This is a genomic window from Bacteroides sp. UBA939 (genome assembly GCF_002293435.1).
In the GTDB taxonomy this organism is placed as follows: domain Bacteria; phylum Bacteroidota; class Bacteroidia; order Bacteroidales; family Bacteroidaceae; genus Bacteroides.
The window spans coordinates 3,644-17,639 of the sequence record NZ_DBDF01000079.1; the positions used below are offsets into that span (position 1 = coordinate 3,644).

Consider the following 13,996-nt stretch of genomic DNA (forward strand, 5'->3'; position numbering starts at 1 on the left):
TAATTATGAACAGCTACTTATGAGTACTGATTAACAATTAAACGAATAAGAAACAATGGTAAAAAGATTCACACGCATCGTTGCGTACCTGTTATTTTCCGCAAGCTTGTTGTTCTCGACAGGCTTGTTATCACCGACAGCCGCCGTGGCGCAAACCGGCAACAAGACTTACGACTCCTACAAAGGCCTCGTCATGGCCGGTTACCAGGGCTGGTTCAACGCCCCGGACGACGGCGCCGGCCGAGGCTGGTACCACTACAGCGGGCACGATGGCTTCCGCCCCGGCTCCTGCTCCATCGACTTCTGGCCCGACTGCTCGGAATACCGCAAGCTGTACAAGACAGAGTTTAAGTTCCCCGACCAGACGCCCGCCTACACCTTCTCCTCCTACGACCCCTCCACCGTCGACACCCACTTCCGCTGGATGCGCGACTACGGCCTGGACGGCGTCTTCATGCAACGCTTCATCGCCGAAATCCGCAACCCCAGCGGACTGAACCACTTCAACACCGTCCTCAACTCCTCCATGCAGGCGGCCCGCAAGTACCGCCGCGCCATCTGCGTGATGTACGACCTGAGCGGCATGCGCCCCGGCGACGAGCAGCTTCTGCTCGCCGACATCGCCGACATCGCCCGTCGCCACTCGCTGAAAGACCGCTCCAAGAACTCCTCCTACCTCTACCACAACGGCAAACCCCTGGTCACCGTCTGGGGCGTAGGCTTCAACGACCGCCGCCACTACGGTCTGGACGAGGCGGAGGCTATCATCGACGGACTCAAGGCGCAGGGTTTCAGCGTCATGCTCGGAGTGCCCACGCATTGGCGGACGCTGTCGGGCGACACCGAGTCCGACCCTCGCCTGCACGAGCTTATCAGGAAGTGCGACATCATCATGCCTTGGTTCGTAGGCCGCTACAACGAGGCGACCTATCCGCACTATCGCCTCCTCATCGAAAGCGACCTTGCCTGGGCGAAGCAGAACCGTGTGGATTACGCCCCGTTAGCCTTCCCCGGCTTCTCCTGGCGCAACATGAAGGGGCAGGAGAACAGCATACCGATTCCGCGCAACAAGGGGTCATTCCTTTGGGCGCAGCTCGCAGGCGCCATCTCTGCCGGCGCCGAGATGATTTACGTGGCGATGTTCGATGAGATTGACGAGGGGACGGCTATCTTCAAGTGCGCCAAGCAAGTTCCCGAGGGACAGCAGGGCAGCACGTTTGTTCCCATCGAAGAGGAGGTCGGGAGCGACCATTACCTGTGGCTGGTGGGGGAAGCGGGCAGGATGCTGCGCAGGGAGAAGGGGCTGGAGATGGAGCAGCCGAAGCGGAAATAGTATTTAGTGATTAGTGGTTAGCGTAGTTAGTGATTAACCACTAACTACGCTAATCACTCGCTACCTCTTCAATCACCTGCATCAGCGAGTACTTATACTCCGTCCCCATCGACGCCGCATACTCCTTGCAGAACGCATCGTACACCGTCTTCGCCAGCCCCTTCTTCCCCTGTCGGCACAAGATGCGACACTTCACACAGAGAGCCTCCTCATTGATGTAATCGTGCTGGAACAACGTATCCGCTATCTTCAGCCTCAGCGTATCCGAGAGGTCTTCCCGCTTCAACAAACGGCAAAGCAAGTCGATAGTACCATTCGAGAAATCATTCTTGAACGCATCAATCCAGTCTATCTCCATGTTGGGAAGCATCATGCCGCGCAGCAGCAGCTCGAGCAGCTTCTCCAAGTCCTGACTATCATTGTTCTTGTACAAATGCAGCGCCTCCAGGTAATCGCAGATAGTGCCCTCCATGAACTGTATGCTCCAGAAGCCGTTGCGGTTCAGTATCCTGATGTCGCCCACCTTCTCCAGCAGATTGCGCAGCTTGCTCATGTACACGTTGCGGTTGTTCTTGGCAGACTCTTCCGTCTTGTCGTACCACAACAACTGAATCAACCTGTGGCCGATAATCCCTTTAGGATCCTTTCCGGTATAGAGAATGAGCAGTATCAGCAACGCCTTGAGGTTGGGCGTGAAGCCGCCGGTGATGTCATTCCCCGCCTTGTCCACCACGTGGAAGCCGCCGAAGAAACAGACACATCCCTTCGAGAAGTCATAATTGTGGAACCCCGCGGTTTCTGTCTTTATCGCTATCTCCGTCTTTATCTCTGCATTTATCACCGGCATGCGTTTGGCATCTTCCGCTACCGATGTTGTTCCGGAAGAGGCGGTTCCGGCAGCGCCGGCATCGGCAACGGCAGCCGCCTCAGCCTCCTGCTGCGCCTTTATCGCCTTGCTCTTCAGCCGTGCCCTTATCCCGAAGTAAGTAACCGCCAAACCAATCAACACCCCCAGGATAATCCATATCGCCCTACCGCTGCTTTTCTCTTCCGCCGTAAAGTCCGGTTGCTTGAACGAAGACACCGAGATGGGAGGATAATTCAGCTCATAGACTTCCAGATGCGCCTTCCCCCTCACATCCGCCTGATGCAGGGCAAGGTACAACTTCTTCTCTCCCGGCGAGTGGTACAGGTTGCAGTACAGATACTGGTAGTCCAGGTTCAAGCTCAGCGGCAAGGACATAAACTCCAGACCCGGCTCCGCCCTGTCTATCTTCATCAACGTGCCCCCCTGCTGCGTACCGAAGAGGTAGAAGCAATCTTCCTCCGCATCGTACACCATGTTCTCGCAAGGCTGGAAGTCAATGTCATCAGACAAATCCGAAGCCTCCCACAACTTGCGCGCCTGCAACGTGGACAGGTTCACCGCATACAGGTCATAGTAATTGCGTGGCGACAACTCCTGCCGTCCGGACGGACAGCCGCGCCCGCCGAAGATGTACAACACACTGTCCACAACGACCGAAGCGGAAGAGTACCGGGGATGGATATCTGTCAGGTTCACGTGATACTGCGCCTTGCCCTCCTCGTAAGGATAGCTGACGAGCAGTTTGTTGTTGTAATGGTAGTGCCCGTACCCGCCGAAGCTAATCAGGGAAGAGTCCGCAGGATTGTAAACGATTGTATTGTTCCAGTAATCATGCTCCATCACCGGGGTTTGCGTTCCCTTCCAGCTTTGGGTAGCGGGGTCGAAGGCGGAGAAGAGGTTCTCATTCAGATTGTAGGACAGCAACTGGCGGCGTTGCGGAATGTAGATAAGCTGGTTGGGATAATTGGCCATAAACTCTCCTCCCTTCACCTGTATGCTATCCACTGTCCTGGCGTCCGGTTGGAAAACGTATAGCTTCCTGTTGTCTCTGGCCATGTAGAAGGTGCTCGTGACAGCGTCGAACGCGATGGAGGGGGAGGTGGCGAAGTTCTGCGAGTAGATTTTCTTCCAAGTAATGTACTGGTCTATAATCCACTGTGTATTGGTGCCGGCAGCCGGGGCGTGGGATATTTCGTCGTAACAGACATCCTCGTTGTGACGCGCCATCTTCCACAGGCGTATCTCCTTGGTTCCGCGACTGATGCTGATGTCCTTCAGGTTCACCGAAGCCACGTCCAGCAAAGAGTAACCCTCGAACGGGCAGTAGCCGAAGGCGATGCGCAGGCCTTGTGTACCTGCAAGTTCGGGATAGTTGAGGTCGATTTGCACGCTGTCGTACAGTGCGGTGATATTTCCACCCTTGGGGTCGAGCGTCAGGCTGACGGGAATCCATGTATCGAGCCGGGCTTCTTTCGGGAAGGCGGTTACGGTGTCGCCGGTCACTATAATGGGGAAACGTTTGTCGTTTCCGCTGACGCTGTACATCAGGTCAATGTTCTTATGCTTGTCGGTAATAATACGGAATACGGTGCCGAACACATTGTCTTTTCTTACCCAGAGATTGAAGTTCAAGGTTATCTTTTCTCCGTTGGTCTCTATCAATTCTCCGTTCTCTAATGCCATGCTGGTAAACTTATTGTTTGGAAGCGGGTACGATTGCACGTGCAGGCCATATTCAGGAAGTTGGGCAATTGAGGGTAGCCAGATGGATAATAGAAAAAGAATGGATAGTGGTCTTTTCATCTTGTATGTCCTTAGTAGAAGTATTAGTTAGGACAAAAGTAATGATTTTTAGCGAAAAACAATAGTTCAATGCCGATTTCTTCGGTAAGAACTTGTCTTTTTCTATAAAAAGGCTGTTATTATGCCAATTTTAATGTGCTGTTAATCGCAGATTTATGATTCTGTTAATGTGGGACGGTTAACTTTGTATGTTAAAACACAGAGGGGACAGGGTTTCTCTTTTGTGTTACAGATAATGATTTATGCTCGAACACAGAGGCACAGAGACACAGAGTTTATCTTTCTTTTAAGAAGAGAACCTGAGTACACAGAGAGGGCGACTACGTCGCAGAGAGAAAAAACTCTGTGTTTCTGTGCCTCTGTGTGTAAGTCACCGTTAAATTCTCATTTACCTCAATCTTGAAAGACATTTATAATATGATTAATATGAAAAAAGTAGTAGCATTCTTATTTGCGTGTGTACAACTTATCCCGACATGGGGACAGGCAGTACAGCGCACGCCCAACGGGCTGAAAGTAGAGACGGAAACGATGTGTGTGGAATTGGAGTGTTTCTCGCCTTCCATCATCAGAGTAAAAAAGTATCCTGTAGGGGCGGTGCCGCAGAAGCAGTCTCTCACGGTAGTCAAGCAACCGGAGAAGGTGGAGTACGAATGGCGGCAGGAAGACGGCCGGGTGGCGCTTGTCACTTCCGGATTAATCGTATCTCTGGATACCGCGTTACGTCAAATCAGTTTTGCGGATAAGGAAGGCAGGACGTTGCTGAAGGAAAAGGCTTCGTCCGTTGGTTTCGTTCCGGTTGATGATGCCGGGAGTCCGGCATTGCGGGTTAGCCAGAGTTTCCTGCCGGATGCCGGCGAGGCTATTTACGGTTTGGGGCAACACCAGCAGGGCAGGATGAATCAGCGCGGTCAGACCGTATTCCTGCAACAGGAGAATATGGAAATCTGCATTCCTCTGATTCATTCGAGCAAGGGATATGCACTGTTCTGGGATAATTATTCGCCTACCACCTTCGCTGACAATGAACAGGGAATGTCGTTCGACTCGGCGGTAGGCGACTTGTGCGATTATTACTTCGTTTATGGCGGCAGTGCCGATAAAGTAGTGGCGGGATTGCGCGACCTGACCGGGCAGGTGCCGATGTTTCCCCTTTGGTCGTTCGGCTTCTGGCAATCCAGGGAGCGCTATGTCAGTCAGGACGAACTGGTGGGCGTGGTTCGGAAGTATCGTGACTTGAGGATTCCCCTGGACGGTATTGTCCAGGACTGGCGTTACTGGGGAGAAGACCACAAGAACTGGAATGCCGTGGAGTTCCGCAACCCTCTGTTCCCCAACCCCGGGAAGATGATGGAAGATGTACACCGCCTGAATGCCCATGCTATTATTTCGGTATGGCCTTCCTTTGGTCCGGCGACGGGGATATATGCCGAACTCAAGCAGCTGAATAAGCTGATGGGACATGAAACTTTCCCGCAGGAGAACGGCGTGAGGGTGTATGATGCGTACGACCCGGTGGCGAGAGAGATTTTCTGGAAGTACATGGACAGGAATATGTTCAGCATCGGGATGGACGGTTGGTGGCTTGATGCAACCGAACCGGAGCACAGTCCGGCGAAGGATGCGGATTTTGATTATCAGACTTATATGGGTTCTTTCCGCAAGGTGCGCAATGCTTTTCCGCTTGTGAGTGTGGGTGGTGTTTACGAGCATCAGCGACGGGTGAGTTCGGCGAAGCGGGTCTTTATACTGACTCGTTCGGCGTTTGCCGGTCAGCAACGTTATGCTACGCAGGCATGGTCGGGGGATGTAATCTCGGACTGGGGGGTGTTGCGCAATCAGATATCGGGTGCGTTGAATCTTTCGTTGACAGGGATTCCTTACTGGAACTCTGATATCGGGGGTTTCTTCTCTGCCAATAAGTTTCCGGAGGGTGTGAAGGACACGGCGTTCCATGAATTGTATGTGCGGTGGATGCAGTTTGCCGCTTTCACCGGGATGATGCGTTCGCACGGTACGCATACTCCGCGCGAGATATTCCAGTTTGGCGAACGCGGGTACTGGGCTTTCGATGCGCAGGAGAAGATGATAAATCTCCGTTACCGGTTGTTGCCTTACATCTATTCTACGTCGTGGGAGATTACTTCCGGCGGTGGAAGTTTGATGCGTGCGCTGTTCTCTGATTTTCCGGCGGATAAGCGTGTGGCGGACGTGGGTGACGAGTACATGTTTGGGCAGTCTATGCTGGTGGCGCCTGTAACGAGTGCGGTGAGAAGCCGTTCTTTGTATCTGCCCGCAGGGGTGCAGTGGGTTGACTTCTGGACGGGTGAGGTGCAGGAAGGGGGGCGTGAGATTACGCGGGAGGCTCCTGTGGATGTGATTCCGCTTTATGTGAAGGCGGGTTCTATTATTCCTGTGGGACCTTCGGTGCAATATGCTACTGAGAAGTCGTGGGATGATTTGCAAATCCGTATTTATCCCGGGGCGGATGCCGAGTTTGTATTGTATGAGGACGAGGGGGATAATTATAATTATGAGAAAGGGAAATATACTACCGTTCGTATGACGTGGAATGATAGTAGCAGGGAATTCACCGTTCATCCCCGGCAGGGTGGCTACGAGGGGATGTTGCAGAAACGCAGTTTCCGGGTTGTTGTTGTGGATGGACAAAGGAAAGGTGGTTTGGGGTTGGATAATGAAGCGTATAATATAAAGGTGGAGTATGAGGGGGAGGAAGTGAAGAAAGGGATTTGATATAAGATAAACCCTCAATTTTAAATTTAATAAACTCAATTTCAATAAACATAAAAAAGAACGAGAATGAAAAAGGTTACTATTATTGTTTTATGCGCACTATGCGCAATCAACACGTGGGGGCAGTCTACCGACTTCCCATCACTACCAGAGATTATGACCCCGTCGCCCAAGGCTACTATGATAGACCGCTTCGGGTATTATCCCACTAACCTGTACACAGGGCTTGTGGACATCACTATTCCTATTTATACTATCAATTCGAGAGGCCTCACTGTGCCTATTGAGTTTAAGTATCATGCTTCCGGGCTGAAGTACGATGACCTGCCTATGGAATTGGGGTATGGCTGGACGCTGATAGCGGGCGGAACTGTGACGTTTAATGCAAGAGGAACAAGTAGCCGGATAACACAAAACGTCAACAGAGTAGAACCGTTTGTCAAGGAGATGTCGCAGATTGAGAGATATCAACCATGGCAATTCTGTCATGATCAGATAAAATTGAACTATGCGGTGGAGGGTAACAAGTATAGTCATTTAATCCAAGGGTGGTTTTCTGATTCGGAGTACGACTTGTATAATTTCTCATTTCCAGGGCATAACGGGCAGCTTTATAAAATGGAAGAAAATCCAATACGAGCCTATACTGACTTTACTACACCGTCAGACCTCCTGAAACTTTCCGCAGACCTTCTTTCAGCTTATGCCGTCGATGAACATGGTAACAACTATGTATTTGGAATCACAGAAACCGAAGGTTTGGGTAGTTATAATGCGGAGAGAAACTGTACTCATTACCTGACAAGGATCACTTCGGCAGACGGTAACGAGACTATTAATTTTGTATATCAACAGATTAATAGAGGGGCAAGTTCGGATAAAAAGGTTTGCCGCCCATATATAAACCAACAATATGTTGAGAAAGAAAAATCCTACTGGCATATAGGTCCCCCGTCAGGGCACCCTTCGTATGAATACTCTGTAGAAGGACCAGCTCAAATTTTTCACAAAGAGTACAATACTCCTATCCTGAAAGAGATTAATTATAAAGGTGGCAAGGTGCTGTTCCTCTATGATACCACCAAGATACGCTCGCTACAGAAGATAGAGGTATATGAAGATAATGTTTTGATAAAAATTATCACGCTTGATAAAACCAACCACGCCTACCTGAATGCTGTAAACTTCAACGATGGATTGGGTAAGCACGTGTATTCTTACAAGATGCAATACAAAGGAACCAAACCTGATGAAAGGTGCGGCATTGACTATTGGGGATATTACAACAGCATGTCTACTAATCATAGTCTGTATGTACCCAACTTTAAGAATGTGTCATTGGGGCGTCCCGATATCCCGGGAATGGACCGTACTCCCAATGAAATGATTATGGAACAGGGTATGCTCGAAAAGATGACCTATCCTACCAAGGGTTATTCCATATTTACCTACGAGGCTCATCGCCACGGCGGCCAAGTGTATGGCGGACTACGTATCAAGGAGATAAAGAATTACGATGAAAGCGGTAAACTTCTGGAAAAGAAATGGTATGAATATGGTTCAGGAAGAGTGATACACCCTGTTAATGCTAGAGACTTTTGTTCGAAATCCATCTTGTTAGAGTGTGGAAATGCTGGGGATTATTCAATGGTATTTTTAAATAGTATAACGCATGTCACCGCATACGGCGCATTCCCTATCCGTAGTTATTTTGAGCCGGGCAGTTCAGTAGTTTATCCGTCTGTTACGGAATATACGGGCACATCCAATGCATACGAGACAAAGACGGAGTATAGTTTCTCTGACTATATGGATTCAAGTGAATATTATAATAGTACCATGCGAAGTAATCAAACCGAACACCCCAGACGAACATACACTTGGAGATTAGGAAAGTTACAGAGTAAAAGAATAACAGACCGTACGGGAAAAACGCTTTATTCTTTGAATAATACATACCAAGAGTTCAATCGTAAAGACTACTTAAACCTGCGGGTGTTGCCCTATGTTCACATTTATGGACCCAACTCCAATTTAGTATTAGGACACGACAACAGTTTAGGTAATGGATACCCTGATTTTTGTAGAGAAGCCAACGGCTCACTCTACGACTACTACAACTATACCACCACCAGCGGCGAATATCTGGTGACACAATCAACAGAATACAAGGATGGAGTGAGTAGAGTGACCCGCTACAACTACAATTCTCTTGGACAGGTAAGCGAGGAGACGCTGATAGAGTCTGACAGAAGCGAAGTCACTACACGATACAAATACATCAGCGATTATTGGAATGAGTCTCCTTCTAATAGTTTATATGACAAAATGTATAAGAGAAACAAACACGCCCATGTGTTGGAGAAGAGCGTATACAAGGATGGTCTGCTTGTAGACAGAATCACGAATGAATACAAAGATTGGGACGGCTTTACCGCCTTGTATCAAGTGAAGCAATTGGGCTATTATGAAGCTCGTATCAAATACGGAAGTTATGATAGACATCGAAATCCTACAACTGTGTACAAAGACGACTTGGAACAGACTCAATATTTGTGGAGCTACAAAGGGCAACGACCAATAGCCGAGTTAAAAGGCGGCGATTCATTCATCACCCTATTGGGACAGGATTTAGTAAGCAGAGTATCGGGAGCCGACTCTCCTTCAACTGCCGACATGCAAGCCATAGAGGCTTTGCGAGACAATGCCACTATGCCGAATAGCAGACTTACCACGCTCTACTATAACGTAGCATTGAAGCTGTCTCGTATCATAGAGCCTGACGGAAACTCCACTTATTACGAATACGATAACTTCGGTCGTCTGAAAACCGTGAAAGACCGAAACCAACATGTTATAGAGACTTACCAATACGACTATAAAACAACCGAATAACAAGGATTATGAAACGAAATATATTATACATCATATTGATTGCGCTCTGCATTATCCCTCCGCACAATCTGAGGGCGCAGACCGTTACGCACTACAATTCGGTAAAAACCATTGCGCCGACAGTAGTCACAAGCTCCTCTACCAATCTGACAGTAGACAACAGCATTACCACTTACCAGTACTTCGATGATTTGGGACGTCCTTTCCAAACTGTCGGAGTGGGAACCAGTCCGGCAAAACGCGACATGGTGACATATCAGGAATATGACGCAGCGGGGCGTGAATCCCTTTCGTGGCTTCCGGTAAGCTTAAGTACGTCTGGCAACAACGGGAAACCTGTTTCACTGAGCACCGTCCAATCTCGCTCCGCCTCTCTGTATGGCGACAGCAAAGCCTACTCCAAACCCGTTTACGACGGAGCACCGCTTGGGCGCATATCCGAGCAGTACGGTCCGGGGCAGGATTGGCACAACAATAACAAGAGGGTGAAGACGGAATACCTCGAAAATACGGCGAGCGGCGAACTGGCTTGCCGATGGTATCGTACTACAGATACACGCACTACAGTTCAAATCAGTGTTCAGGCGGGGAAAGAATACTACCCGGCTTATACCTTATCCGTTGTCCGCATTACGGATGAGGATGGCACAGGCATTACCCTTGAGTTCCATAACAAACGGGGGCAAGTATTGCTTACCCGACAGGTGGTCAGCGGAACCACCTATCAGGATACGTACTATGTGTACGACTCGTATGGTAACCAGCGTGCGGTACTTCCTCCCGCAGCGTCCGACCTTATGACAACCACCGGCTCATGGACAGACAACACAACCGGCACAGATGTATTGTCGCTCTATGCTTACCTTTATAAATATGATGACCGGAATCGTTGTACTGAGAAAAAGCTCCCGGGCACCGGCTGGATGAAACTCGGCTACGACCGTAGCAACAGGCTAACCTATACTCAAGATGGCGAGCAGGCAGCAAAGAGTCCCGGACTATGTACATTCTATCTGTATGACGCATACAACCGCCCGGTGGTGGAAGGTATCTGCCAACTGGCAGGTTCAATAGCGTATCTGGGATCATCTATGATGGTTACTACGCTATCGTACGGTACTAATGGCTACATATCGTCCACTGGTATTGAAAGTAGCGGGTATAGCCCCAACATGTCACTCTACATACCGGGGTTACATACTGTGGAACCCACTGTGCATACCGTGAATTACTACGACAACTACAAATTCAAACAACTGAGTGGATTCAATCATAGTAGTTTCACAACACCCGCTTCTCCCAATAGTGGTAAAGGGAAACTAACGGGCACCGTAACTTCCTTGCTGTTGGAGAATAACAATATAAAGCTCTACACCGTATATTACTACGATGCGAAAGGACGATTGGAAAAAACAATCGCTACCAATAACATGGGCGGGTTTGATACCACCACCACTACTTACACCTTTACCGGAAAGCCAAGTACCGTGACGCATACGCATACAGCGACGGGAAAAACCACCCAGACACAAGTATATGGGTACACCTACGACCATGCAGATAGATTAAAGACCGTTACCCATAAGTTGAATTCAGGAAGCACCGTTACGCTGACCAATAACACGTATAACGAACTGGGACAACTGATAAGCAACAAGCGCAACGGGCAGACAGCACTAACAAACACCTATACCTACAACGTACGTTCGTGGCTCAAGTCCTCAAGTAATCCTTTATTCAGCCAAACGCTGTATTACAACGATACCTACAGCAACAGTACTCCCTGCTACAACGGAAATATCTCCGCCATGAGCTGGGCAGTATCCGGAGAGAAAATCGCCGGCAGTACTACAACAGCCAAGACACGGGGATACAAATTCACGTACGACAATCTCTCCCGGTTGACCGCCGCAAACTATCTGGAGAATGCAGTCGCAAAGGATTATTTCAATACCTCGTACACATACGACAAGCAAGGTAACATCAAAACGCTCACTCGTAGAGGCAATACCGGAACCTCTACCTACGGCGTTATCGACAACCTGACAATGACTTATTCGGGCAATCAACTCACAAAGGCTGAAGATACGGTAACAGGCGTTAGCCTTTCCGCTTCGATGGATTTCAGGAACAACACCAACGTCGCCCAAGAGTATGTTTATGACAAAAACGGCAACCTGACGAAAGATTTAAATAAAGGAATAAGCAACATATCATATAATGCACTAAATTTGCCCCGTTCCCTGACGATATCCAATACTTTCGGTTCAGCAACCAACACGTACGTGTATGCTGCCGACGGGCGAAAGGTGAGTACACACATCAGCGGAAAGGGAACGGATTACTGCGGGAATGTGATCTATGAAAACGATGCTTTGAAGCGTATCCTCTTTGATGGTGGTTACATTGAGGGCGGTACGTATTACTTCTACCTGACAGATCATCAGGGCAATGTCCGGGTGGTTGCCAATGCGAGCGGCACAGTTGTGCAAAGCAATCATTACTACCCGTTCGGAATGTCTTTCACCGAAGGTACACAGACGTCTTCGCAGCCTTACAAGTACAGTGGCAAAGAACTGGATACGCAAAAGGGGCTGAATTGGTATGATTCACAGGCGAGGATGTATGACCCGGCATTGGGTCGGTTCACCACAATGGATCCGTTGGCGGAGGAGTATTATTCTTGGTCTTCCTATTCCTATTGTTTAAATAATCCCGTGAAATTTGTAGACCCTGATGGAAAATTTGTAGGCACTGTCATAGGTGGAATTTTCGGTGGTATAGCAGGTGGATATAGAGCCTATAAAGAAGGTAGGAATGTATTGGCAGGTGCTGCAGAAGGTGCTGTTTCAGGTGCAATAACAGGTGCTACCGTTGATTTGGCAGTTGGAAGTGCCGTAGCAACCGGAGGAGGTTCTTTAATTGTTCTGGGAATCGGCGCTGCTGCAGGGGGTATCGGTGGTGCCGGTGGCGCTATTGTCGGAGATGTTGTCGGACAGGTTGTCGAACAGATTTTCGAATCACCTAAAGAAAATATTGAGATCTCCACAGAAAACTTCTCTAATAAAGCTGTAAATGGAGCAATTGCAGGTGCAGTTGGGGGAGTAGCGAGTGGTATCGCTGGTAATTTGGGAAAAATGGCTACGACTTCTACTAAATCTATTCAGCAAACAATGTCGAACAATATAAATTCCACAGCTACTGTTTTAGGGAAAATGGGGGCATCTGCAGGAACTACAGGTGCAGCCGTTAATCAAATAACAAAAGGAATGGGTGAAGTAGGCAAAAATACAACGAACTCTATTTGGAAGATTAATGCTGGAACTTCTAGTATAACAGAATTTTCATTAAAAATAACGGAGGATGAATGGAAACAGTAATAAGAGTAATATATAAATCAGCCTTGGGATTGTGGCTTTTTATTAGTGGCAGCGCACTTCTCTATTCTATAATTATGTCTGTAATGTATAATGGCATAGGAAATATATTTAAATATATACCAGTTGACCATTACTCATATACATTGGAGAATGATACTACTGCAAAAAGGAATAGAATAGTATTGAAATATCAATATAGTTTTGATAATCACACTTATAATGATGAACATCCTTTCTTGGCTGAAGATATGATAGTAAATGTTGATTCTGCAGTAGTTTATTGTAATTCTGTTATTCCGTCTTTTAGTATGATGGAAGGAGTTCCTAATTCTTCATATAAACAAAAACTTTATTTAGTACAGATTTGCGTTTCCTTCTTCTTTTTCCTTTTTGCTTTCCTTATTTGGAGATTTGCAGATCATGATAAATGGATTGGGGTGTACGCACGTGGAGAGTATAAAACTAAAAAACAACGAGAACAAGATAGAAAAAATACTTCAATTTAGTTCTTAATGTTTGTAACTAAGACGACTCTCTCGGGATACACGTTTACCATAACCACCTGAATCGTGTATTGAATGCAGGTTATGGGAGGAAGGAAACCCGAAGTAAGATTACTTCTTCAAAACTATTACATTCAGCAAAGTTCAGGTGGTTGAAAGACACTCCAAAGTCCTTTTATTCGAAGATATATGAAAGAGGCTTTCTTGATGCCTTAATTTAATTATATCAACAAAGAAGAAGCGGACTCTGTATTCAAACAACATATACAGAATTTGCCTAATCTGAAAAGGAATATATTGGAGTTAAAGGAGTATATTTGGAACAGAAATTTTGAGGAGATATAATTTATGAAGACAACTTTCAGGGTATTATTGAGTATGCTGGCATTCCATGCATTGGGATTTCAGTTAATAAACTTTGTTTTTGGATCTATGGCTCAATACTTCGGTAAATAATTAA

At 47.7% G+C, this 13,996-nt stretch carries 6 protein-coding genes; 5 read left to right on the forward strand and 1 reads right to left on the reverse strand.

The features are described from left to right. Positions 1 to 55: 55 nt before the first annotated feature. Positions 56 to 1,333 (forward strand): glycoside hydrolase family 71/99-like protein, encoded by a 1,278-nt coding sequence (locus B2Z67_RS05460; RefSeq protein ID WP_291528807.1) that lies wholly within the window; start codon positions 56 to 58, stop codon positions 1,331 to 1,333. Between the two features lie 49 nt (positions 1,334 to 1,382). Here B2Z67_RS05460 and B2Z67_RS05465 read toward each other — a convergent pair whose 3' ends face one another. Next, complete coding sequence (locus B2Z67_RS05465; protein ID WP_291528808.1) at positions 1,383 to 4,004, reverse strand: hypothetical protein; 2,622 nt, start codon at positions 4,002 to 4,004, stop codon at positions 1,383 to 1,385. A 426-nt stretch (positions 4,005 to 4,430) separates the two neighbouring features. Here B2Z67_RS05465 and B2Z67_RS05470 point away from each other — a divergent pair, with 426 nt between their 5' ends. The 4 genes from B2Z67_RS05470 (at position 4,431) to B2Z67_RS05485 (ending at position 13,539) form a co-directional block, all read left to right on the forward strand. After that, positions 4,431 to 6,758: a TIM-barrel domain-containing protein gene (locus B2Z67_RS05470; protein WP_291528809.1), complete on the forward strand. Its 2,328-nt coding sequence runs from the start codon at positions 4,431 to 4,433 to the stop codon at positions 6,756 to 6,758. Positions 6,759 to 6,824: 66 nt separating this feature from the next. Further along, positions 6,825 to 9,653: an RHS repeat domain-containing protein gene (locus B2Z67_RS05475; RefSeq protein ID WP_291528810.1), complete on the forward strand. Its 2,829-nt coding sequence runs from the start codon at positions 6,825 to 6,827 to the stop codon at positions 9,651 to 9,653. A gap of 8 nt (positions 9,654 to 9,661) precedes the next feature. After that, positions 9,662 to 13,033 (forward strand): DUF6443 domain-containing protein, encoded by a 3,372-nt coding sequence (locus tag B2Z67_RS05480; RefSeq protein ID WP_291528811.1) that lies wholly within the window; start codon positions 9,662 to 9,664, stop codon positions 13,031 to 13,033. Beyond that, entirely contained in the window at positions 13,021 to 13,539 is a 519-nt protein-coding gene (locus B2Z67_RS05485; RefSeq protein ID WP_291528812.1) for a hypothetical protein, read from the forward strand. The genes B2Z67_RS05480 and B2Z67_RS05485 overlap by 13 nt, the downstream gene beginning before the upstream one ends. Positions 13,540 to 13,996: the final 457 nt, after the last annotated feature.

Bases quoted from the DNA above. Each gene is read 5' to 3' on its own strand.
- B2Z67_RS05470 (WP_291528809.1), top strand. From the start codon at position 4,431: ATGAAAAAAGTAGTAGCATTCTTATTTGCGTGTGTACAACTTATCCCG.
- B2Z67_RS05485 (WP_291528812.1), top strand. From the start codon at position 13,021: ATGGAAACAGTAATAAGAGTAATATATAAATCAGCCTTGGGATTGTGG.
- B2Z67_RS05460 (WP_291528807.1), top strand. From the start codon at position 56: ATGGTAAAAAGATTCACACGCATCGTTGCGTACCTGTTATTTTCCGCA.
- B2Z67_RS05465 (WP_291528808.1), bottom strand. From the start codon at position 4,004: ATGAAAAGACCACTATCCATTCTTTTTCTATTATCCATCTGGCTACCC.
- B2Z67_RS05480 (WP_291528811.1), top strand. From the start codon at position 9,662: ATGAAACGAAATATATTATACATCATATTGATTGCGCTCTGCATTATC.
- B2Z67_RS05475 (WP_291528810.1), top strand. From the start codon at position 6,825: ATGAAAAAGGTTACTATTATTGTTTTATGCGCACTATGCGCAATCAAC.